Source organism: Paenibacillus sp. MER TA 81-3 (genome assembly GCF_023713585.1).
In the GTDB taxonomy this organism is placed as follows: Bacteria; Bacillota; Bacilli; order Paenibacillales; family Paenibacillaceae; genus Paenibacillus_B; species Paenibacillus_B profundus.
This window is the reverse complement of record NZ_JAMAWB010000014.1, coordinates 120,874-142,866: the sequence shown is the minus strand read 5'-3', so window position 1 is coordinate 142,866 and position 21,993 is coordinate 120,874. Positions and strand designations below refer to the sequence as shown.

Here is a 21,993-nt window from a genome sequence, read left to right as displayed (position 1 = left end):
TTATACCCCTGTCCATCATAGACAAGATAGCTTTGTAATTCCAGTAGCGACAGATAGCTCGCAGCTCACAAAATGCAAGAAAGCCGCTCCAAAGAGCGGCATCTAGCCAGAAGGTCTGGCAGCTTGGTCAGAGAGCGATGTTAAGATTGCGTTCCTACCTTGGCTTGCATACCAAGCGAGTAGGTGCTCGGATGACGGCGCATCAATACAGAGAAGCTAATCATGACCGCAAGGATGACGCTACTGACGACGACAAGCGAAGCGGTGACAGACAGTGTATCGGTCAATACCCCACTTACGACAGGACCAAGCATCATGCCGACGGCATGTATCATATTGAACAGCGCGTACGCAGCACCGTAATCTCCGCCCGCGTCATCTTTGTCGACAATACTGCCGAGCGTTGGCAGCGTCGGCGATAACGTGAAGCCGACCGCCGCACCGATAAGGCATCCTGCAAGCATCATAAGCGGCACGGTGCTCGCCATGACGATAAGCGGCAGGGTGATTGCCAATCCGGCCAGGCCGAACAACATGAGCCGGAACGGATTATAACGCACGGCAAGCGAACCGGAAATCGGCGCGATCAGGCCGTAGCATAAGGTCATCGCACCGAAGAGCAGGCCAAGCGTCAGCGGGGAGAGCTGGAACCGTTCCGTCACATACACGGGAAGAAGCGGCTCAAGCATCGTCAATGTTGTCTCCGCCAATAGAATGACGCATGCAATGAACAGCACGGTGCGATGGCGCAGGAGAGAAAAGGTTCCCCCTTCCTTAGAGCGGTCCATCCGCTTCGGCTCACGCAGCAGAACAAAGACTAATATAGAGATAAGCGTCGTTAATCCCATTGCAAACCAGAACGGCGTATGATGGTCCCCCACTTCGAACAGCCAGCCTCCGATGGGAGCGCCGAGCAAGGAACCGGAGGAAATGCCAGTCATGGCAATCCCCATGACCGCTCCGCGCATCGGGCCCGGGAACAGATCCGCCAGCAAGGCCAATGCCGCCGTCCAGGACGCTGCCGCTGCCAGACCCTGAATGAAACGGGCCAAGATGAGCGTCATTGTCGTCTGAGAGAAGACGAACAACAGCGTGGCAGCAACCATGCAGATGAGTCCCAAAATAATCGTCTTGCGCCGCCCAAGACGATCGGTAATACGACCGAATATCGGCGTGGTCAAGAACAACGCCGCCGCATAGCTTCCGAATAAAATACCCAGCGTCGTTGAAGACATCTGGTATTGTTCCGTGAAATAAGGTACGACAGGAATGAATAAGCTGTACAGCAACATGTCAACGAACAAAATACTAATAACCAATACAAGGCCAACCCACTGCGTACGTGTCAGTTGTCGCAGTAACGACATAAATCCCACTCCTAAAACTATTTCGTTTTTTTAAGTTTTCTTACACCGAACCAACTCTTATCAGATTGGCTCAGCAGAGACGGCACCGTCGCCCTTTTAGAGCTAGGCACGCCGTCTCTGCTAAGCACGTCATCACATGCATCATTTCTCAGTCGATTCATTATCACGCGGAACGAGTCCGTACATAATGACATCGGCAATGGCTTCCAATGCTTCAGGCAGCGAGATGTTCTGCTGCGCGAAAAACCGCTGATCCAAAGTCGAATTCACTGCATCCAGAATGACCTTCATAATAAAGGCCGCGTTTTGCCTGCGAATCGTCCCTTCTTCCATCCCTTGTTCAATAAGAACACGAAGCGTATCCCAATCATCCTTCAGCGCCTCGTCAATCTTCACCCACTGTTCCGGGTAGACGCGCTTCATCTGTTCCAAGATGCGAATATCGTATAGTTCAAAGTGATTCGGCAGAACGGTCATCACGGCTTTCATCTTATCCATTAAAGATAACGATTTGTCCTCAATAATCTCGTTCGTCTTCGCGTCGCCCTCTTGCAGCGTCTGCTCGATAATCGTATCGAGCACTTCCGCCTTCGAAGAGAAATGCTCGTACAGCGTACGCTTGCTAATGCCCAGTCTCCGAGCCAAATCGTCCATCGTAAACTTGATGCCTTTGTCCTGAAGCTCTTCCATAAAAGCCTTCATAATACGTTCGCGCATGGATATGAGTACCACCTCCAAAACGGTAGTGTTAATGGATTGTCAACAAAACTAATAAAACACTAATAGTTTTCCTAGTTATTGTATTATGCATTATAGCTTATGACAAGCTTTGGCTGCAAGCTAAAAAAGGACTCCCCCTAAGGCTTATCAGCCTTCAGGAAAGTCCCTTCTCCTATCGTTTATTATTCGTGATGCCGCTGCAAGAACTCGACCATGGCGCGATATACGCGCATTTCATTTACCTTCTTGGAGAATCCGTGCCCCTCATCATCCAGTACAATATACTCGACATCGCGGCCCTTGTCCTTGAGCGCCTGAACAATCTGATCCGACTCCGCCTTGACGACGCGCGGGTCGTTCGCTCCTTGAATGACGAGCATCGGGTTGGTCATGCCGTCCAGGTACGTAATCGGTGAATCGTAAATAAACCGCTCCTTGTCCCGCTCCGGATCGCCGACCCAGCGCTCCATCAGCGGCTTCCAATGATCCGGCACAGAATTATAGAACGTGAACAGGTTGCTCACGCCAAAAATATCGACTGCCGCCCGGAAATAGTCGGCATGCCGGCCATGAAGCAGCAGCGTCATGTAGCCGCCGTAGCTGCCGCCGACGACGAACAGGCGCTCCTTGCTCGAAATGCCCTGCTCGAACAGCCAATCCATCGCAGCGACGCAGTCGAGGCGCGGTCCTTCACCCCAGTCGCATTCCACCATCTTCGTGAAGGCGCTGCCGTATCCGGTGCTGCCGCGGAAGTTCGGCGCGAATACGTGGTAGCCCTGTGCCAGGAAATATTGGAACATGCTGCGGAATTGCTTGCGCTCCGCCGCCTGAGGTCCGCCGTGCGGCCAAAATATCGTATAGCCGTTCGCCTGCTCCTCCTTCGCCCGGAAGAGAAGCGCTTCTATCTCCATGCCGTCATAAGAGCGGTACGTCACCACGACCGGCTCGACGAGCTGCTCATGGGCAAGCCCCGTCACAACGTTGCGGGTAAGCGACTTCCAAGCTCCCTGCTCATATTTATAAATGTTCGCCGGAGAAGAAGCGCTCCGTCCTAGCACATACAGATTGCCAGAACGCGCGGACTGCAGCTGATCGACGACTGCAACCGGAAGCGGCAGCTGCGTACACTGTCTGGAATCGTAGTGAATGAGGTATAAGCGGTCTTCCACTCCTTTTTCCGTAACGAGGTACAAACTCCGGTTCTTTTTATTCCATTTCAGAATCTTGGCGCTTTCTTGCGGAATTCGGCACACTTCTGTAAATTGGCGTGTCGGAATATGATACTGCGCGACATAAGCGTAATCCGCATCATAATCTGTCAGGAACACAATCGTATCGTCATCGATGAACGACGCATCGCCGGAAATGTGAACGGCATCGGCCGACGGGGTCAGGCACAGATCATCCGTTTCCGTACGCACGTAGTTGACGCGGTATGTATTGCCGTAAGATTTGGCATACACGAAGCGCTGGCCGTTCGGGCTGATGTCGTCGAGATCGGTCAATGTGCCGGTCCCCTCGAGAATAAGCTCGTCTTCCTGCGTAAGCAAGTTGTAGCAGCGGCTGTTCAAAAAATTGGGATTGCCGCGGCTAGTCGAATAATACATGCGCTCTCCATCTTCGGATAGACGAACGAAGAACATCTTGTCATTCTCGCCCGCTTCGATGAGCGCAAGCGGCGCACCGCCGGATGGAGGAAGCGCATGGATATGATAGTTCTCGTTCCCGTCATGATCGAATCCGGTCAAAATATAGCGTTCTTCCGGATCAACGGCGATAAAATCGCTCGCTTGATTGCAATATGTGAGCGGGTACGGAAACAGAGTATCCCCATTTAAATCCACTGCCCACAGGTTAAAGTGCCCGTTCATATTGCTGCTGAACACGATGCGGCTTTCATCCGCACTTACTGTAAACTGCCGAATCAGATACGTCTGGAAATATTGCTCTACATCCGGCTTCGGAAAACGTATCATATCAGTTCCTCCTTTGCGCCAAATCGCTAATCGGGATGAAAACCCATCCCAAAGTTTGGCATTCAATCTTTTTTATCATAGCGTGTAATTGAGTGTCCTTTAAAGTGGCGGCCTAACGCACAAACAGCCGCAGCGGCCGCACTGCGGTTGCTGCGGCCCGTAAAGAAGCATGTCATTTATCGGCCGGTCTATTATGATATCCGTTCTCTTCGTACGGCTGCAATTTATTCAACCACTGTTCTTCTAACTTTTTCAGCCGTGACACATATTTCTTCCGATCCTCGTCGTTAGCGACATACTCTTCTTCCGGCTTCAATTCTTCTAAAATATGGAACTCGAAGGCATCCTCTCCATCGCGCCTCCAGTCTTCACTCAGTCTCTTATTGATATGGTCGCCCATATTTAACATAAAGTAGAGTCCGTTCCGCTTTCCTTCCACATCCATGGCACTTGCTATGAACCATTTTCCGCTTTGTTTATGCTTCAGGCCGTATACTCCCATCAGCCGATGGGAATGGGCGTACAAATTACCCGCCTGCTTTCTCTCTTCTGGTTTCATTGTATTGCACCTCTTTCATATCTATTACACTAACTTCAACGCGTTTACTTCATCACCCAATACGCGCTGCCATCGGGAAGACGATCCATGAAGCCGTACTCGATCAAATACCGGCGCAGTGTGACGTAATCGTCGTCATGTGCCGTCTTCAGGATTTCATTCACTTCCTTCTCCGTATACCGCTTCTGCGCATCGAACCGCTGCATCAAGTGAGTCAAAATGACGATCTTGCGCTTCTCCTTCTTCGGAAATTCGGAAATCGGCCCATCCAATCCTTCCGTGAAGTACTGATGCAAAATTTTTGCCCGCTCCTCCTCCGTCACCGCATATCGCTCGTCGACCATCGTGGCCGTCCGGTGCGCATGCACGAACTTCGGCCGCTGGTCTGATTTTGATTCGGCCAGCTCCATCAACGCCAGGAACAGCTTCGCCTGCTTCATCTTCTCGCGCAGCGTGAACCGGTGATTCCGAATCGTGGAAGCGCTGCCCCCGCCCAGCAGCTTCAAAATCTCGTTGTCGCTCCGGCCCTCATGGAAATGGAACAACAGCTCCTTTTGCAGATCGGTAAGTCCGGTCAGCTTCTTATCCAGCGTGAGCAAATAATGGAGCATGGACGTATGCTGCTCCGCAATGTGCAGCTCTGTATATTTTTTCGCTTCATACAACACGTTCTCGTGTTGATAAACGATACCATTCGTAAACCGTTCTCCGCAGACGAGACACACGTACTCTTCAGCTTGCGCATCATACATATACCCCTTCTTCAATCCATCGATCGATGCGTTCCAAAATAGATCCGATGTCGATTTATTCATAAACATTCACCCTTATTGTTTGGTTAATATATAAACATTATATTTTATTGTTTATTATTATGCAACCCCACTTATCCTGAATGCAAAAAACACACGCCCCGCCCTAAAGCGATCGCATGCGTTTTGTATGCTCCAACGAGCTTCTAATTTATATGTTTGTACGCGAAGCTTGAGACACTCAGTATTGAGTTATTCATAACGGTGCTCCTACGGATAGTATAATTACGTGATCAAAAGAGAGCTTTTTGAACAACCTCTATGATTGTAATTAGTATACTTCGACTGATTGGATAATTATTCCTTTATAAATTGAATAAAAAAGCGAAATCCAAACCCCTTCGGGAACATGCCCATGATGCAGGCGAACGCCGTAAACACAAAGCAACACAAGCCGATCGCAAAGCCGACTTTGCGGTTTTTCACGAACTGGTAGTCCGATTGGAACTTGTCTGCTAACTTCATTAAAGCCATGAAGGCCGGACAAGTAACGCAGAGACATGACGATCGGGTTCAGATCAAGCAACCAGTTGAAGAGCGAGTTCATGTTGCCGATACCGAGCAGGTTTAATCGAATCATGCTATATTTTTTCCCTTTTCTTCTTACTTTTAGAGGTATTCCTGAGTTTTATTATCCGATGATCGTATGGATCGCATTCATAGGACATTCATAGGCACGTAAATGATCAGGAAGCAACAATGGCATGGAAAAAAGCCCTAAGGCTCAACCTTAGGGCTCATGCATCCAATTCCTATGTTGTCTATACCTGATAGTCCCATCAGCGCATCAATGTGCCGGGAAGAACACCATTTGAATGGCGAAGATGACGCCGAACACATAAAGAATGGGGTGAACTTCCTTGCCTTTGCCGCTGAACAGCTTCATCAACGGGTATGTAATGAAGCCAATCGCAATGCCTGTCGCGATACTGGAAGTGAGCGGCATACTGATCAGGATGGCGAACGCCGGGAATGCTTCATCGAATTGCTTCCATTGAATCCGCGCTAAGCCGTCCATCATGAAGCAGCCGACGATAATGAGCACCGGAGCCGTAATAGCTGGCAGCGACGATATGCCTTCAATAATCGGCGAGAAAAATAGCGACAAGAAGAACAACCCTGCTACGACAGCAGAGGTCAGTCCTGTCCGTCCCCCCGCAGCCACGCCCGCAGTGGATTCCACATAAGCGCTTGACGGCGTCGTGCCCATTAATGATCCGGCCGTCGTCGCGAGTGCGTCAGCCATCAACGCCTGCTTCGCGCGCGGGAACGTATTGCCCTTCATCAGACCTGCTTGCTCGGCTACGCCGATCATGGTCCCTGTCGTATCGAAGATCGTTACGAGCAAGAACGCGAATACAACTGTATACAATCCGTGCGTAAATACGCCCGCAATATCCAAATCAAATAATACCGGAGCCGCAGGCAATGACACGAAGCCTTTGAACTCCATCATGCCCATGAAATAACCGATAACCGCTGTTGCAGCCATGCCGATAAATAAAGCGCCGTGCACTTTACGAGCCATTAGTATCAATGTAATGAACAAGCCTGCCAAGGTCAGCGCCGTGATCGGCTGCTGTAAATCACCGAACGCGACCATCGTTGATTCATTCGCTACGACGATGCCGGATGATTTGAGCCCGATAAAGGCGATAAACAAGCCGATACCTGCTGTAATCCCGAACTTGAGCGATACCGGAATCGATTCAATCAATGTCTCGCGCAGCTTGGTGAACGTCAGCAGCAAGAAGATAACCCCTGCCAAGAACACTGTGCCGAACACGACTTGATAGCTCACGCCCTGAGAAGCGACGACTGACGCAAAATAAGCGTTCATGCCCATACCAGGAGCGACGGCAATCGGGTGATTCGCAAATAGTGCCATATATAACGTACCGATAATGGCCGAGATAACCGTAGCCGTGAACACTTGCTGGAACGGAACGCCGGCGCTCGACAAAATCGCGGGATTGACGACGACAATATATACCATGGTCAGGAACGTCGTAATGCCCGCCGTGACCTCGGTACGCGCATTCGTACCGTTCTCCTTCAACTTAAACCATTTTTCCATGACAATCATGCTGCCCCTTTCACACCATATTCATTGCATATGGCAGAAAATTGGTCGTTCCGCCTCGGCGAAAGTCACCTTACGTATCCTAGTCGAAAGCCGATTTTTTGTCAATGATATTGTCGATTTATTCGTTTTTAGGTCAATTAATTACCCGGGAAATGCAATTTTGAAGATATTCGTGTCGATTATGCGAACAATATTGCATATTCAGAAAGCACCGAGAAGTACAAGTTCCGCAAGAAAACTGCATCGGAATCGTAAGCTCTTCAAGAGGGAATGCAAGATTCGATCTCGAGAAGGTACCCGAACATCTTCATGATCAAAAGAGTCCATTTTGAGCAACCTCTTATAGTATTCCTTTGCAAAGCAGAAGCTCATTCATGCCTTTCTCGCCCTTGTCACCTCTATACTGCATTATTTCTACCCTTTATTCGGACATATTCATCCGTCTAGGTGCTCCATTCAGCCTCCGTATTGCTCCACTCATAGAAAATATAAGGACGTACAGGGCTTAACCGGGTTATGATGGATTCATCGAGAACGACGAAAGGTTGGATGTTGATGAACAAAACAGCGAAGATGGCACTGCAGACGGCGCTCGCTTTCGGACTAGGACTGCTGGCAGTCTTGGTTGTTAAGAACATGATTCAATAACGAGATATTATCTAAATATTTCATTATTTTATAAAAATTATAAACTTCAGGGAGAGATGTTACATTGAATTCATCATTCGCAATTTGGAAACGACGCACGGTTCAAGTGATGCTGGCATCCGTTATTTCATTGGGCGCCGTGCTGTCATGGGGACCAGCTGTATATGGGGAAGCTGCACATGAAAATAAGACCTCGGCAGCTTCCGTAAGCGGCACGACATCCATAGATTTCAGACAGCAATGGGAGAATTGGATTCGCGAGAATGCGTACGCCCTTGATACGATTCAACCTGTGGAGATGAAAGACGGACAAATACAGAAAGATAGCTTCGCCGATTTGGATATGCTGAAGCCGCTGCTGCTGGACAAACCCATCGTTTACTTAGGAGAAAGCTCGCATGGCGTCGCCGAATTCAGCTCGGCTAAGGCGCGGCTCATTCAATTTTTGCACGAAGAAATGGGGTTCAATGTCGTAGCCTTCGAATCTCCACTCGGGAATGCGGCATCCGCATTCGGCAACGTGAAGACGAAGACGCCGGAAGAGTCGTTGAAGAAGTCGATTTTCCCGCAATGGTGGACGGAAGAGACGCTGCCGTTGTTTCAATACATAAAGGACACGCAAGCGACGGAGAAGCCAGTGCAATTGGCAGGCATCGACATGCAGCCGATGGGACCGATCCTGGCTGGCGAATGGATGGGCGACGAGGATCTCGAGAATCGTTATATCGAAACAGAAAAGTCGCTGTGGAAGTGGATGAGCGAGGAAGATATGGCATCTTATAAGATAGTAAAGCCTGAAATGCTTGAGGTGTACAAGGATGTCAAGGCGAAGGTCGCCGAACGCGAGGCGCAGCTTGCGAAGCTGTACCCGGACAACCCCCATTTTATTGCCATGGCGAACCGGATGCTGGACGACCGTATCCGCATCGTGGACGAATACATTGAACTCAGCATCACAGCGAACCAAGCAGTTAAGACCGGGGATTATGCCGCAATGACGAAGATGATGGAGTGGCGCGACCAAGCGATGGCGGACAACCTCCTCTGGCTGGCAACGGAAATCTATCCAATGGAGCGAATCGTCGTCTGGGGCCACAACGCGCATATCAGCAAGGCAGAATCAAAAATGAAGCAATCGTTCCTGCCCGTTTCAGGCCGCTTCATGGGTGAAATCATGCAGGAGACGATGTTCGGCCCTTACAGCTATACGATTGGATTGTACATGGGCAGCGGAACGAACGCAGATAACTTAGGCGAGTCGATGGAAGTGCAGCCGCTTCCGATAGATTCGATGGAATCGATTATGAAAGCCGCGAATCGTCCGTACACATTCGTGGATATGCGATACCACGACATCACCCCAGGCAACTCATGGATGGCCGAGCCGCGTTCCGCGCTCTACTTCGGCTTGCTGCCGGAAGTATTCGTGCCGCGCGAGCAGTATGACGGCATCCTGTACATCGACAACGTGAAGTCGCCGACATTCCTTAAATAGGGACAAGCATGACATATAGAATCTTATACTAAAAGCACATGTTCAAAAGGCCTTTTTCGACACCGAGAAGCACAGGTTTTCTCAATTCGAGCGAGTCTCTCTGAACAACTTCAACACATATGGGGAGGTTTCATCATTGAATTCATATAAAAAGGATTGGAAACGCCGGGGAACGTCCTTGTTCCTCGCGTCGGTCATGGCGTTCGGCACCCTGCTGTCATTCGGAACATCGGCGCACGGACAAGAGGCATCGAGAGAGGGAGCGGCAGCCGGCACGACACTGGCGGCAACCTCGCCCGAACGGGCACGCACAAGCACGGAAGCGCGTCAGGAGTGGAAGGAATGGATGCAGCAGAACACTATTGCTCTCGACTCTATTCAGCCGGAGACGACGAAGGACACGGTTGTGCCCGCGGAACGGTTCACAGACTTGGAAGCCTTGAAGCCACTGCTGCAGGATAAGCGCATCGTGTACTTGGGCGAAAGCTCGCACGGTGCCGCCGAATACAACTCAGCCAAAACCCGTCTGATTCAATACCTGCACCAGGAGCTAGGCTTCAATGTGGTTGCGTTCGAGACGAACTTGGGCAACGCCGCGTCGGCCTACGGCAACATAACGACGAGAGAGCCGATCGCCACGATGAAGGATTCCATTTTCCGCATCTGGCGGGTGCAGGAGAATGTGCCATTGTTCCAATATATAAAGGATACGCAGAAGACGAACACGCCGTTGGCGCTTGCCGGCTTCGACATGCAGCCGCAAGGGCAGCTCATCTCCGGAGAGTGGATGGGCGATGAGAAGCTTGCCAAGCGCTTCCAAGAAGCAGAGTTAGAGTTGGACAAGTGGCAGCAGTCCGAAGATGTCGACGCTTACCGCCAAGCGAAGCCGAAGCTGCTGGACGTGTACAAGCAGGTGCGCCAGCTCTTGCCGAAGCGCGCGGAAGCGTTGCGCAGCCAATATCCGGACAATCCGCACATTGTGAAGCTAACGGAACGGGCTTTGGACAATCGGATTGAAGTGGTCGATCAATATATGGAAATTTCGATTCCCTCTACCTCGTTCCTGAATGGGAAATCGGCTGATTACATGACCATTATCCGTTCTTCGGAGTACCGTGATCGCATGATGGCAGACAATCTGATCTGGCTGGCCACGAACGTCTATCCGAACGAGAAGATTATCGTATGGGCGCATAATGGCCATATCGCCAAGGCCTATTCCAAAGAGATGAACTCGCTCCCGCGCCGCCATATGGGCGAGCTGATGCAGAGCACGAAGTTGAAGGACGAGAGCTACGTCATTGGCCTGTTCATGGGCGGAGGCACAAACGCGCACGTCGCCGGAGGATTCTCCGATGTGCTGCCTCCAATGGCGCATTCCGTGGAAGAAGTGATGAAGAGCGCAGGCCATCCGTATACCTTCGTCGACATGCGCTATCAACTACGCGTTCCAGGGAACACTTGGATGACGCAGCCGAATATTTCGTATTACGACGGGGTCATGCCGGTCAGCAGCATCCCGTTGGAGCAATTCGACGGCATGCTCCTTATCGATAAGGTCCATTCACCGGATTATTTGAAATAATCCGTACTATTAAAAGGCTGCACCATCAAGCAGGCGTTCTGCTTGAGCGTGCAGCCTTGTTCCATTTATAAATAAGAAATCGTAGAACCGCAATACTCGCAAGAAATGGTCGAGCGCGGCGGCACACTGCTCTGGGCGCCACAGCTTGGACACGTAATCATTTTCGGAAGCTGAGGCGGTGAAACGCTTGCGGCAGCCTCTGTGGCAGCGTAGCGTGCTGACTGCCCCGGGTCTTCTTTCCGCTTGTATTCATCCCAATCCTCATCTTCCTCCATATCCGATTGAAGCGGATTGTGCATGAATTCCATAGATGCCGCTTGCTGCATCGCATTTTGTTCATCCGCTTTTTTGTTAAGCTTCGTGCCTGCCCAATACATCAACGCGCCGGGAGTAAAGAACAGGACAAAAAATAATAGGAATAACTCCAGTTTATCTTTCTGCGTAGACCAATTTATTGTTATCAACAGGACTACCATGCTGAACAAGAACAGGAATATCCCGCCGAATACGCGCAGCAGATTGCCGAGACTGAATATTTTTCGCCGCACGACGATCCCCTGCTGACGCATTGCTCTGATTGCATCCGCTTTTTTCTTCATGTTCTCCCCAACCTTGAACAACAATACTCCGGGAACGCTTGCTGCAAACACGGATAATAGAAATGTCTCCATCTTATATGCGCCATCAAATGATGACCAGTTTATGATTAAAGATAAGATCATCAGCACTTGGATGAATAGCAGTATTCCGCCGATTCCTTTCAATATAGCACCAAGACGTGCCCGCATGTCGATTCTCCTCCTCTCTACCTAACTCTATTTCAAAATAGCCAATTGCTCGTTGCGGAGCCGGATCGCATTCGATAAATCTTGAATCATGCCGCGCAATTCCTCGGCAGAATAAAGCGTATGCCGCTCCCGCACGGCCGAGCGCACGCTAGCTTCCAGCCGGTCGGCTTTCTCCATCAGCTGCGCCTCCTCCAGCACCATGGCAGGAAGGGATATCGGATCGCTATATTTGACCTGCTCCTCCAGCTTGCGGAGCAGATCCAGCAGCGTCTCACGTTCTGCATGCTGCCAGCCTTCCAGCTCCAGCCGTGCGGCATGCACGACTAGCTGCAGCTGCTTCATCGACTGCAGACGCATCCGCTCATCTTCTTCCTGGCGGCGAACGAACACTTTTGCCAGACCCAACAACAAGGCAATGACGAGCGCCACGGCAAATGTAAGTAAATGAATCCAGAGATACGCTTGCGCAGATACGTCTAAAATGATCCAAAATAAAACAATATGTATCAGTACGGCCAAATCATAGAAAAACAACACGGTGCCTAGGGACAAATACGCCGGAACGGCAGCTTTGAACTCGTGTCCGCCCTTAAGCAGCTTGAAGGAAAACATGTAGCTAAGCAATTCCGCCAATACGAGTGAACCTAGCGACAACCACCAGGACAGGTCGCGGGTATCTATTTCACTAAAAGTGAAAAACAAAGCAACCGTGACGGTTAATATCGTCAGAAAAATGGCCGTCGTTATCCAATTGTACTGCGTGTCTTGTTTCAACGTGGACCCTCCCTTCTACGTGAGCTTGTTGCCGCATTCCACGCAAAATTTTTGCCCCGGCTGCACTTCGAGGTTGCATTGGCTGCACGTCAACGCCGTTTCGCGGCCGCAATGCGGACAGAACTTGACCTTGTCCGGCACCGCTTCGCCGCAATGGCGGCACGGGACAGGCATGGCTTGCCCACATTCCACGCAATGGGTCTGCTCCGGCTGATTGTCGGCACCGCATTGCGGGCACGGATTATATGGATCACCGCAATTCGGGCAGAACTTGGTGTGGCGCGGCATCCATTCATCGCACGCTTGGCACTTCACCTCCGCTGGCCGCCCTGTCCCTCCCGATGCTGCGAGTGATGTGCCGCACCCCGTGCAGAAAGAGGCATCCTGCTGGTTTTTCCGGTGACACTTGGAACAGACCTTATCGTAGGCATCGACCTGAAGCCCATCGGCCAGCCGCGACATTGTGCCTCCGATAGCGCCGCCGACGCTGTATCCCATGCTGAGCCCAATGCCCGCCCCCATCAGATCCGATTGGGTGCCGCCCTCATTCTTCGCCGCCTGCCCGAGCGTATCGAACGTGCGCTCTTGTTGGTAGGTGAACCCGATGATATCCATCTCCGCCCTCTTCGCGAGCGCTTCCCGCAGACGTATCGTGGCCGGGTCATCCTCCGGCGTATTGACGGAATCAACGTAGAAATTAAGCAGGCGAATGCCGTACTCCTCGAATGCAGGCGCCACCCGTTCTTGGATATGCTTTGAAATGTCAGATATGTATGCATTGATTTCCAAGATGCTAATTTTTCGATGTACGAAATAGGAAGAAATAAGCTCGTGAATGTTCATCATCAACACACCGCGGAAATATTCTGTGAGCGTCTCTTGATTGAACTGCGGCAGCGTTCCGACGAGCTTGCCAAGAAATTTGCGGGCGTCATCGACTTGAATCCCGAATTGGCCGAAAGAACGCACCTTTACAAATAGTTGATATTTCGGGTCCTGCAGCTGAAGGGGTGCGCGCGTCCCCACTTAATATTGAGAGAATGAAGCTTGTTGACATACCATACCTCCGCCGTAAAGGGTGAGTCCCCGCCAAAAGGCAAATTGACGATATGATTGAGAATCGGAATATTGGCCGTACTTAACGTATGTCTGCCGGCTGTATACCGATCGAGCGCCTGCCCGCCTTTATATAAAATCGCTTCCTGCGATTCATTAACAATAAGCTGCGTCCACGTTCCGAGCTCATGATTCGGATATTTCCACGCGAACACATCAGGTGATCCGTCATATTTGATAACATTAATGATTGCCATGCCCGACTATACCTCCGCCATAAAGATTTATTATGGAGCAACACGCCCCTCTATAAGTTCATCCATTACTTTTATACTACGAAGAAGGAAGCAAAAAGCATCCGCGATGCGCCCGCATTCCTAATCTCTTGCATTGCGGCGCCCGTTCCTATTATAAATGACAGCCGCATCGGGGCCCATCCTAATACTGGAAAACATAAAAATAGTTCAAAACAACTATCTTCATTTTTTTCCAATACTATGATAATACATCAAACCCCTGCTCGTTTTCATACAGATAAGTTACAGTTTTCTAATAGAAATCATATAAAAAAAGACTTACCCCCCCTCGCGGATGAAAAGAAGGAATAAGCCTTTACACGTTTCATGCACCAAATAACTAAGCTTCAGCTGATCTTGGCCACACATTAACATCTTCAGCGTCCAGAACCGCTTCAATCTCATCGCCGTCGTACACGGCCATATACCCCCGGGGCAGCGCCAGGACTTGCAGAAGCGACGGCCGAAGGTGTAGAAGCTGATAAATATAATACGCCTCTAAGTCTTCATCTTTGACTGCTCCATCAACCGGCCCAATATACCAGCCTGAATCTCCATCCCCGCCATTTTGAGTCCGTTCGAGATATACGCGTTCTGCATCCATTACACCTTTGGCAGCAATGATTTTGTCCTGGAATACTGCCGCTTCCCCTTCAAGCCGCAGCCTTTGCAGACAGTAGTTCTGCTGCAATTGCACAAACAACGAGGCAGTCAGGTCGTCGGTTTTATCCACGAATGGATTTTTGTCATACGCAGGCGCCATAACGGCAACATCTTCACCACGCTGGGACAGATGAAGAATGGTCCATCCCACCTGAATGTTCGCACCGTCTTTTAAATGCCCTTCCTCCTGCTCCAACTCCTCAAATATTTGCAGGAGCGAATCCGCTGCCACGGCTAATTCCTCTTTGCATGTGACATGAAATGTCCGCGTGCCTATCCTTTTTGACCTCACAATCATGGTAATATCTCCTTTTAGCCGCATAAAGGTTAATTCTGAGTTAAGTATGTAATTGCATTAGAATTTATTCTACAAATATCTCATGAGCCCTTTAATTTTCAATTTACTGGTGAAGTTAGGGCCTGACCATCACCACTGATCTGTAGACGAGTTCTACCCTCGTTCATTCCCCCTCTAACTTTTTTATCTGTTAGGGGTTTGTCCAGGCCTTTACCTCTTGCTTGCTGGTAGTACATTCAAATCTGTTCTTGAGTGGCTTCATACTCCGCTTGTGCCTGAGTGAGCGATTTGGCCTGCCCTTCCTTCTATTGCCTTGACCTGTTTTGTCATTGTCTTTCTTCCTCCTTTAATTTTGGTATGCAAAAAAGCTCATCCCTACTCATAATTCAAGTTGGAATAAGCTTTTGAAGATTCATTAGGTATTTGTTAAGTTGTTTTGTGTATGGCGCTAGGATTGTAAATCGAGTTTACACAAAATCGTTGACAGACCCTCTAGTATAACTCTAATTGTTTCTTCTGACTTTCTGCAATTTGCCTAAACGGTTCAAATAAATCGTTAATTTTTTTAGTAAATGAAATTTCTGCTAATAAGCACTCATTTGAATTTATTTCATTTAGTATACTGTAAAAATCCTCATACTCATTTATTGATGATGCCGTTGATATATCATCTTCGTCACTTAATATATCAATTAAATCACGTAGACTTATTTTATTCTCTAGAAATTGGATATAGTAATAGCCAACTATTGCATCACTTGGTGAAGATTTGTTCTCTTCATAATAGCATTCTTCGAGCTTTTTATAACTTACCGCCGAACTCAGTTCTTCTATATCTTTGGCTAACGAAACTTTATATATCCAATCTTCAACCTCGTTTTTCTCTAATATTTGTCTATCAGCCCACCCCTGCCAATCTGATTTAGAATAGTATCCACTTACACAGGCTATATATAAATAGTTCCCTATAGTCATTTAATACCTCCTTGGAGTCTCTGGATGCAATCCTGGGATGCCTTTTCCATGTTGAGCTGGGTCTGTAGCTGGGTTTGCATGATAATGAGGATTTGTATGTGTTGGAATATCTGGCCTTCCATGGTCTGTAAAATCATTATTGCCCATCCTTCGTCCACACTTGTCAAATATTGTTTCTCTCATATATATTTCACCAGTCTTTTCATTAATTTTTACATCCATGATGCTTCTCTCACCAGGAACAGTGTATAATCGTTGCCTTGTATTGATTTGTTTTCCTTCCATTACTTTATATACAAATTTCCCATTCTCTTTCACTTTTTGAATTGAACCAGCACCTTGTTTCCAGTATGCTTTTTATCTAGCCGCTTCTGCAGATTCCATCATATCAACAAAGTTTTTTTTAGATTTACCCGTCCCCTTATTCGAACTCTTCTCGTTCTTCCCGCTGTTCCCTTTTCCGCCACTGCCGCTCTTTAATTTAACTACCTTGCCGATTCCCTTGTCCGTTATACCCGAGACGATTGAATTGCCTACACCTTTGGCTATCCCGTTCCAGTCTTCGGTATCTATCATATTCTGGATTCTTCGACCATCGGCTTCTGCCTCTGCAACCAGTTCATCCCATGCCTTTTCAGGATTGCTTACCCATTTCCATGCTTCTGCAGCGGTGTCAGTTATCACATTCGTTGTGACTCCAATTGGGTCGTTAAGGACGGTCTTTGCCGTATCCAGTGTCGATTTGACCGCTTCGGTACCTCCAGCCCATACCCCTTTCGCCGCATCAAGCGATTTGTCGAGGGCCGTAGGCTGATATACGACTTCACCTTTTTTCAGGGGTACATATATCTGTTGTCCATTGAACATGGTTATCGTTTTATAACGCATCCGGTTCTTTATCCGCTGAGTCATTTCTTCTTGCGAGTTTGTGCCTGCTCGTATTTAGAACCATTCTCTAATGGCTTGGACAGTACATTTTGAGCAAAAAAGGCTTACTCCTACTCATATTTCAAGTGGAATAAGCCTTCTAGGTTTATCAAGTTGGTCAAAAGTGTCTGGTTAATTGGTTGTATTGTACGATCTTGTTGCTACGATGCAAACCCGATATTTTTATTTACCAATTTCCTCTTTCAAAATCTTCATTGTCCAATTCTTTAACATAAACAGATATCCACAACACTGTATGCTCAACAGGATCAGTCTCAATAAATATTCCTTTTGGACTAACATAGACTTCTTCAAATTCATCATATTCAAAGCTTGGCTCTATTTGCAGCACCTCGTCAATATGCATTCCAATATGAATTTTATCAAATAATAATCCTTTATAATCTTTAGTTGCTGTTATTTTAAAGAGCTTTCCATTCATCAAATTGAACCACAAGTCCACAGAATCTTTAATTTCATATCTCACTAAAAACTTCACTAATAGCGAAGACTTTTCATCCATCTTATTAATTAAATCATAGAACTGACTAATATGACTATAAAGTCTAATCCCTCCAAGTCCCACCCACGGTACAATTGGTGAACTCTTATCAATCAATCTAATCCCTCCCTGTAAAAATAACAGTTGCAGTTTCTACACCATCTGTTTTGTACACACTCTCAGAACCATCAACAATCTTAATAATTCCCTGATCACTTGTGCTTATTTTAACGTACGGACTATCCCCGTGCCTTCCTCCGCCAGGTGAAACCTGTACTTGAGTTATATTTTTACTACTTTCAGTATTTTGAATCTTAATGATTTTTGCACCTGATCTTGATTTTTTAGAAGCCTGAACCGTGACTTCGTATCCTGCGTCTTCTAGCATCTTTGCAACTTCTTCAGCTGACTTACCGCTGAAAACCTTAGGATTTGACTTGAATGTATCAATTGACGCCCGACCGTTCTCAAATACAGCTTTTCCCGTCCCCTTATTCGAACTCTTCTCGTTCTTCCCGCTGTTTCCTTTTCCGCCACTGCCGCTCTTTAGTTTAACTACCTTGCCGATTCCCTTGTCCGTTATCCCCGAAACGATTGAATTGCCTACACCTTTGGCTATCCCGTTCCAGTCTTCGGTATCTATCATATTCTGGATTCTTCGACCATCGGCTTCCGCCTCTGCAACCAATTCATCCCATGCCTTTTCAGGATTGCTTACCCATTTCCATGCTTCTGCGGCGGTGCCAGTTACTACATTCGCCGTAACCCCGATTGGGTCGTTAAGGACGGCCTTTGCCGTATCCAGTGTCGATTTGACCGCTTCGGTACCTCCAGCCCACGCCCCTTTCGCCGCATCAAGCGATTTGTCGAGAGCCGTAGGCTGCTATACGACTTCACCTTTTTTCAGGGGTACATATATCCGTTGCCTATTGAACATGATTATCGTTTTATAACGCATCCGGTTCTTTATCCGCTGTGTCATTTCTTCTTGCGAATGGTTACTCTGCATCTTCCGGGCAGCCGTAAGCACTTTGCCAATTAGGAAGTTCGTGCTTAGCCCTGTCCCTCCCGTTTGAGCTAAGCCGCTTCCGGTTGCTAGCATGCCCTTCGGCGCCAATTTCCCTCCTGTGGCGGCCAATCCCATATACGGCACGCTCGCAACCAATGATAGTCCAGCTCGTGTATAATCGCCGCGGGCAGCCGATATTCCAGCATTCGCCACACTGGCTGCCTTTCCTACGACCGGTATCATCCCGACAACATCCAGCGCAAGCTGCACTCCATCAAGAAACTTATCCAAGAGGCCCTTCTTCGGCCCCTCCGCAGCTTCCCCATTTTCCCCGGACTCCGGTTCCAAGTCCTTCACATAGACGGGTGCTTTTGTCAGTCCTTCGATTCGAAGGCTTGTCCCTTGGATATCCGTCTCCCCGTCCAGCACGATACTGCTGCTGCCACACAGCAGATACACAGCCTCTCTCGCTTGAATATCCAGTTTCTTGTCGAGCTTGAGCTCCAAATCCTTCTCTGTATGGAACACGATCGCTTGTTTACTGTGAATCTCAATGCCCTCATGTTCATCCATCTTGACGAAGACATGGTTCTCTTTGGCCGTCAACACAAGGTCATTGCTTCCGAATTTCACTTCCTTGCCGAAGTTGGTTCCCCAATACTTTACGCCCGGGTTACGTCTTAGTATAAAAAAGAAGGCTCACTCCCCCTTCTGTTATAAGTTGGAATAAGCCCTCTACTTTTTATAAAATGTATCATCAGTTTAAATTATCAATTATTATTATATTATTCTAAAATAATCGTCTTCTATTTGTCCGTTAAAATCGTATATGGCTTCATACTCTGCAAAGCCAGAATCATCATACTCCAATCTAATTTTGACTGATTTATATTTGTACTCCTCTATATACCTATAGTTTATTACATATGAAACACTATGAAAAACCATATCTATTTTAGCGACATCCTTGTTGCCAAAAACTTCTGCATAATCTTTTGGCGCTTCTAATTTGTAATTTTCAATATATTTATTATAGCTCTCTTTAATCATACTTTTAACATTATACTCCAGCAGCCATTTATCTAGTTCCATATGATAACCTCCTCCATTTTAATGCATCCCTTTATCAAAGTAATCGAATACTACCTCGCCTTTTTCATTCTTATAGCCATATATTCTATAATCTCCGTATTCTTTATTCTTCACTTTAATTTCATGTGTATAAATTTGGCTCAATCCCAAAGTTAGTGCTTGATTCAATTTTAACCATAATGCGCGTAGTTGCATTCTACGAGAAGACCTTGCACGTAACGTTCGCGGTTTCGAGTAAAATAGTGCCTACGCTGAAAAGCTTTTATTCGGTTGTTTCGCCCCTCAACCGCAGCGTTCGTCCCGCGACAACGATGGTAATTCAGGATCTCGGTTTTCCAATTTTTAATGGTTTTCAAACAAAGCATAATCGCCGGATGTTGAATTTGTTTGCCCTGAACGAGCCAGTGATGCAGCCATTGCTTGGCGGTATGTACATTTGGTGAGCAATCGTACCATCGACTGAAACTTTCTTTCCAAGCGTGAGCTTGCTTCAGCAAAGCGGAATATCCCAGTATGTCTCGTAGTTCCTCCTGCTTTTCAACAGACAAGGATTCCACACGAGGATTCAGAAGGCGATGCTTTGCCTTAAGATGTGCTTTCGCTTGTGGAGCTAGGGTAGGGGTGATCGATTTGCGAATTGATTGAACCGCCTCTACGACATACCGCTGCACATGAAAACGGTCAGCCACACGGATGGCTTCAGGAAAACATTCTCGAATCCAAGTGTGGTAATACGGAGCTAAATCCATCACAACAGCCACGGGACGCAGCGCTAAAAAAGCAGGACTCTGCTTTGCATAGATCCGCAGTTCATCCAGCCTTCGACCAGGAAAAATGTCCAGTAGCGTTTCGCCGCGTAAGTTATGAATGCCCGTATTGTAGGTCTGTCCTTTTCGAATGGCAAAATCGTCAATCCCCAGAACAAGCTTGGACATAGAAGCAGCTTCTTTCCATCCTTGCTTTTGCAGGCGTTTACTTTCGATGGCTAGCCACTGCTCATGCTTGTGATGAAGGGTGCTGTTTGGCAGGAAATGAAGCTCTGCGCTTTGTTTGACCGTAGCCACACGTGCCGTCTGAAGTGCTTGCTGTTCAAAGGCTTTCGTATATCGCTTCCCTGGATCAACAAAGGAATAATTCCAGACGAACCCGCAATCACAGGACTTGCAGAACAGTCGGATGGCAGGAACGAGAAGATAGATTCTTTGCCCTCCAACTCCCAGATGACGAATTCGGCGAACCCGATTCTGTCCTTTACGGATGACGTGCTCCGTTAATTGGCAACATGGACAGGCTTGTCTCACAGCGATGGGAGTTACTTCGATATGGAGGGTGCTTTCATTGATTTCCAAGACTTGTTTTGTTTTTACATCTGGCAGTCGGAGTAAAAAATCGGTATACTGATTGTGCATCTGTCATTCCTCACAGTTGGATTGGTCGCACAACCATCTTACGGAATGTTCAGATGTTTTTCTATTATTCAAGCACTATGTTTTGGATTGAGCCTTAATTTCATGTGTATAAATTTATCACCTTTTTTAATACCCTTCCCCTTTAATAGCTTTATTCCACTTTCACCTTCAGGTTCAACTATACCTTTACCTCTTGCTTTTTCAAAAGCATCTACGAAGATAACAAAAACAGGTCAATCATGGTGGTATCTGACCATAATCGACCTGTTTCATGTAACGTTATTACGCTAAAATAGGGATACTTTTTCCAGACATTCTGTACGCACATCTTAATTCATGAAAATATTATACAGGTAAAACAAAGGTTATGTTGCTAATGATGAGGTAAAGTGGTTCATTCGGCACTGGGTAGCCCCACCAAATCAAATATGCCACAGTTTACGATTTTTCTTCACACACTCGAATAATCTCTTTAGGTATTGACTCAAAAACTAATACCTCTGGTTTTGGATAAGGTCTTTTTAACAAGTATTCTTGAAGTGTCACCATGCTATCCCAATACAACTTAATCCAATGTTCAATGCTTTCGCCTGTGTCAAAGTTCAAGGCTTCTTCATCAAAACCCTTGAAATCATCGTAGAACGCTTGGTCATAGATAGAAATGGATATCTCACTATCAAATACGAGGATTTTATTCGTAAACACAGGAAAACAAAACGACTTAGAAAAGCGATTAGATATATCAACACCTATAGCTTCTTTAAAATTAACCCAATCAGGTATATCAAAAGGTCTCAAACTTTCAGTCTTTTCAAATTTTACTCTACCACCGTTACTATAACGATTATTAGACTTTGTAAAAAATTGTATTCCTTCTTGCATGACTTGTTCTTCCGAAACAAAATGTGCGTGATTTTCAGGTAAATAAGCATGATACAACAATAAACTCACTTTCT

General features: G+C 47.4%; 22 protein-coding genes and 1 pseudogene. 3 read left to right on the top strand and 20 right to left on the bottom strand.

Annotation, left to right across the window (positions count from 1 at the left end; all coding sequences use genetic code 11):
• Window positions 1-140: 140 nt before the first annotated feature.
• The 7 genes from M3650_RS20310 to M3650_RS20280 all read right to left on the bottom strand — a co-directional run bounded on the left by M3650_RS20310 (window position 141) and on the right by M3650_RS20280 (window position 7,511).
• Window positions 141-1,367 carry an MFS transporter gene (locus M3650_RS20310; protein ID WP_251577262.1) on the bottom strand — a complete coding sequence of 409 codons (1,227 nt, stop codon included), beginning with the start codon at window positions 1,365-1,367 and terminating at the stop codon, window positions 141-143.
• Window positions 1,368-1,508: 141 nt separating this feature from the next.
• Complete coding sequence (locus M3650_RS20305; protein WP_251577260.1) at window positions 1,509-2,084, bottom strand: TetR/AcrR family transcriptional regulator; 576 nt, start codon at window positions 2,082-2,084, stop codon at window positions 1,509-1,511.
• A gap of 185 nt (window positions 2,085-2,269) precedes the next feature.
• Complete coding sequence (locus M3650_RS20300; RefSeq protein ID WP_251577258.1) at window positions 2,270-4,063, bottom strand: S9 family peptidase; 1,794 nt, start codon at window positions 4,061-4,063, stop codon at window positions 2,270-2,272.
• Between the two features lie 172 nt (window positions 4,064-4,235).
• Window positions 4,236-4,622, bottom strand: a complete 387-nt coding sequence (locus M3650_RS20295; protein ID WP_251577256.1) for a GIY-YIG nuclease family protein — start codon at window positions 4,620-4,622, stop codon at window positions 4,236-4,238.
• 44 nt (window positions 4,623-4,666) lie between these two features.
• Window positions 4,667-5,443, bottom strand: a complete 777-nt coding sequence (locus tag M3650_RS20290; protein WP_483311767.1) for a DUF2087 domain-containing protein — start codon at window positions 5,441-5,443, stop codon at window positions 4,667-4,669.
• Window positions 5,444-5,705: 262 nt separating this feature from the next.
• Complete coding sequence (locus tag M3650_RS20285) at window positions 5,706-6,014, bottom strand: hypothetical protein (protein ID WP_251577252.1); 309 nt, start codon at window positions 6,012-6,014, stop codon at window positions 5,706-5,708.
• Between the two features lie 207 nt (window positions 6,015-6,221).
• Window positions 6,222-7,511 (bottom strand): NCS2 family permease, encoded by a 1,290-nt coding sequence (locus M3650_RS20280; RefSeq protein WP_026010866.1) that lies wholly within the window; start codon window positions 7,509-7,511, stop codon window positions 6,222-6,224.
• 528 nt (window positions 7,512-8,039) lie between these two features.
• On the opposite strand from M3650_RS20280, the gene M3650_RS32040 reads away from it, so the two are divergent.
• From M3650_RS32040 to M3650_RS20270, 3 genes are all read left to right on the top strand, one after another.
• Complete coding sequence (locus M3650_RS32040; RefSeq protein ID WP_285848569.1) at window positions 8,040-8,168, top strand: hypothetical protein; 129 nt, start codon at window positions 8,040-8,042, stop codon at window positions 8,166-8,168.
• A 64-nt stretch (window positions 8,169-8,232) separates the two neighbouring features.
• Window positions 8,233-9,663 carry an erythromycin esterase family protein gene (locus M3650_RS20275; RefSeq protein WP_251577250.1) on the top strand — a complete coding sequence of 477 codons (1,431 nt, stop codon included), beginning with the start codon at window positions 8,233-8,235 and terminating at the stop codon, window positions 9,661-9,663.
• Between the two features lie 136 nt (window positions 9,664-9,799).
• Window positions 9,800-11,248, top strand: a complete 1,449-nt coding sequence (locus M3650_RS20270) for an erythromycin esterase family protein (RefSeq protein ID WP_251577248.1) — start codon at window positions 9,800-9,802, stop codon at window positions 11,246-11,248.
• 65 nt (window positions 11,249-11,313) lie between these two features.
• On the opposite strand, the gene M3650_RS20265 is transcribed toward M3650_RS20270, so the two are convergent.
• The 13 genes and pseudogenes from M3650_RS20265 to M3650_RS20205 all read right to left on the bottom strand — a co-directional run bounded on the left by M3650_RS20265 (window position 11,314) and on the right by M3650_RS20205 (window position 21,988).
• Window positions 11,314-12,036, bottom strand: a complete 723-nt coding sequence (locus tag M3650_RS20265) for a TFIIB-type zinc ribbon-containing protein (protein ID WP_251577246.1) — start codon at window positions 12,034-12,036, stop codon at window positions 11,314-11,316.
• Between the two features lie 27 nt (window positions 12,037-12,063).
• Window positions 12,064-12,810 (bottom strand): hypothetical protein, encoded by a 747-nt coding sequence (locus M3650_RS20260; protein WP_251577244.1) that lies wholly within the window; start codon window positions 12,808-12,810, stop codon window positions 12,064-12,066.
• A 15-nt stretch (window positions 12,811-12,825) separates the two neighbouring features.
• Window positions 12,826-14,123: pseudogene (locus M3650_RS20255) on the bottom strand (SPFH domain-containing protein).
• A gap of 379 nt (window positions 14,124-14,502) precedes the next feature.
• Window positions 14,503-15,123 (bottom strand): immunity protein Imm33 domain-containing protein, encoded by a 621-nt coding sequence (locus tag M3650_RS20250; RefSeq protein ID WP_251577242.1) that lies wholly within the window; start codon window positions 15,121-15,123, stop codon window positions 14,503-14,505.
• 492 nt (window positions 15,124-15,615) lie between these two features.
• Window positions 15,616-16,098 carry a hypothetical protein gene (locus tag M3650_RS20245; protein WP_251577240.1) on the bottom strand — a complete coding sequence of 161 codons (483 nt, stop codon included), beginning with the start codon at window positions 16,096-16,098 and terminating at the stop codon, window positions 15,616-15,618.
• Window positions 16,099-16,416 carry a hypothetical protein gene (locus M3650_RS20240; RefSeq protein ID WP_251577238.1) on the bottom strand — a complete coding sequence of 106 codons (318 nt, stop codon included), beginning with the start codon at window positions 16,414-16,416 and terminating at the stop codon, window positions 16,099-16,101. It lies immediately after the preceding gene.
• 39 nt (window positions 16,417-16,455) lie between these two features.
• Window positions 16,456-17,010 (bottom strand): hypothetical protein, encoded by a 555-nt coding sequence (locus M3650_RS20235; RefSeq protein ID WP_251577236.1) that lies wholly within the window; start codon window positions 17,008-17,010, stop codon window positions 16,456-16,458.
• 202 nt (window positions 17,011-17,212) lie between these two features.
• Window positions 17,213-17,644, bottom strand: a complete 432-nt coding sequence (locus M3650_RS20230) for a hypothetical protein (RefSeq protein ID WP_251577234.1) — start codon at window positions 17,642-17,644, stop codon at window positions 17,213-17,215.
• A gap of 1 nt (window position 17,645) precedes the next feature.
• Entirely contained in the window at window positions 17,646-18,173 is a 528-nt protein-coding gene (locus M3650_RS20225; RefSeq protein ID WP_251577232.1) for a hypothetical protein, read from the bottom strand.
• 237 nt (window positions 18,174-18,410) lie between these two features.
• On the bottom strand, window positions 18,411-19,169 hold the full coding sequence (locus M3650_RS20220) for a hypothetical protein (RefSeq protein WP_251577230.1): 759 nt from the start codon (window positions 19,167-19,169) through the stop codon (window positions 18,411-18,413).
• 147 nt (window positions 19,170-19,316) lie between these two features.
• Window positions 19,317-19,628, bottom strand: a complete 312-nt coding sequence (locus M3650_RS20215) for a hypothetical protein (RefSeq protein ID WP_251577228.1) — start codon at window positions 19,626-19,628, stop codon at window positions 19,317-19,319.
• A 170-nt stretch (window positions 19,629-19,798) separates the two neighbouring features.
• On the bottom strand, window positions 19,799-21,037 hold the full coding sequence (locus M3650_RS20210; RefSeq protein WP_251577226.1) for an ISL3 family transposase: 1,239 nt from the start codon (window positions 21,035-21,037) through the stop codon (window positions 19,799-19,801).
• 438 nt (window positions 21,038-21,475) lie between these two features.
• Window positions 21,476-21,988: a DNA polymerase III gene (locus tag M3650_RS20205; protein ID WP_251577223.1), complete on the bottom strand. Its 513-nt coding sequence runs from the start codon at window positions 21,986-21,988 to the stop codon at window positions 21,476-21,478.
• Window positions 21,989-21,993 lie beyond the last annotated feature (5 nt).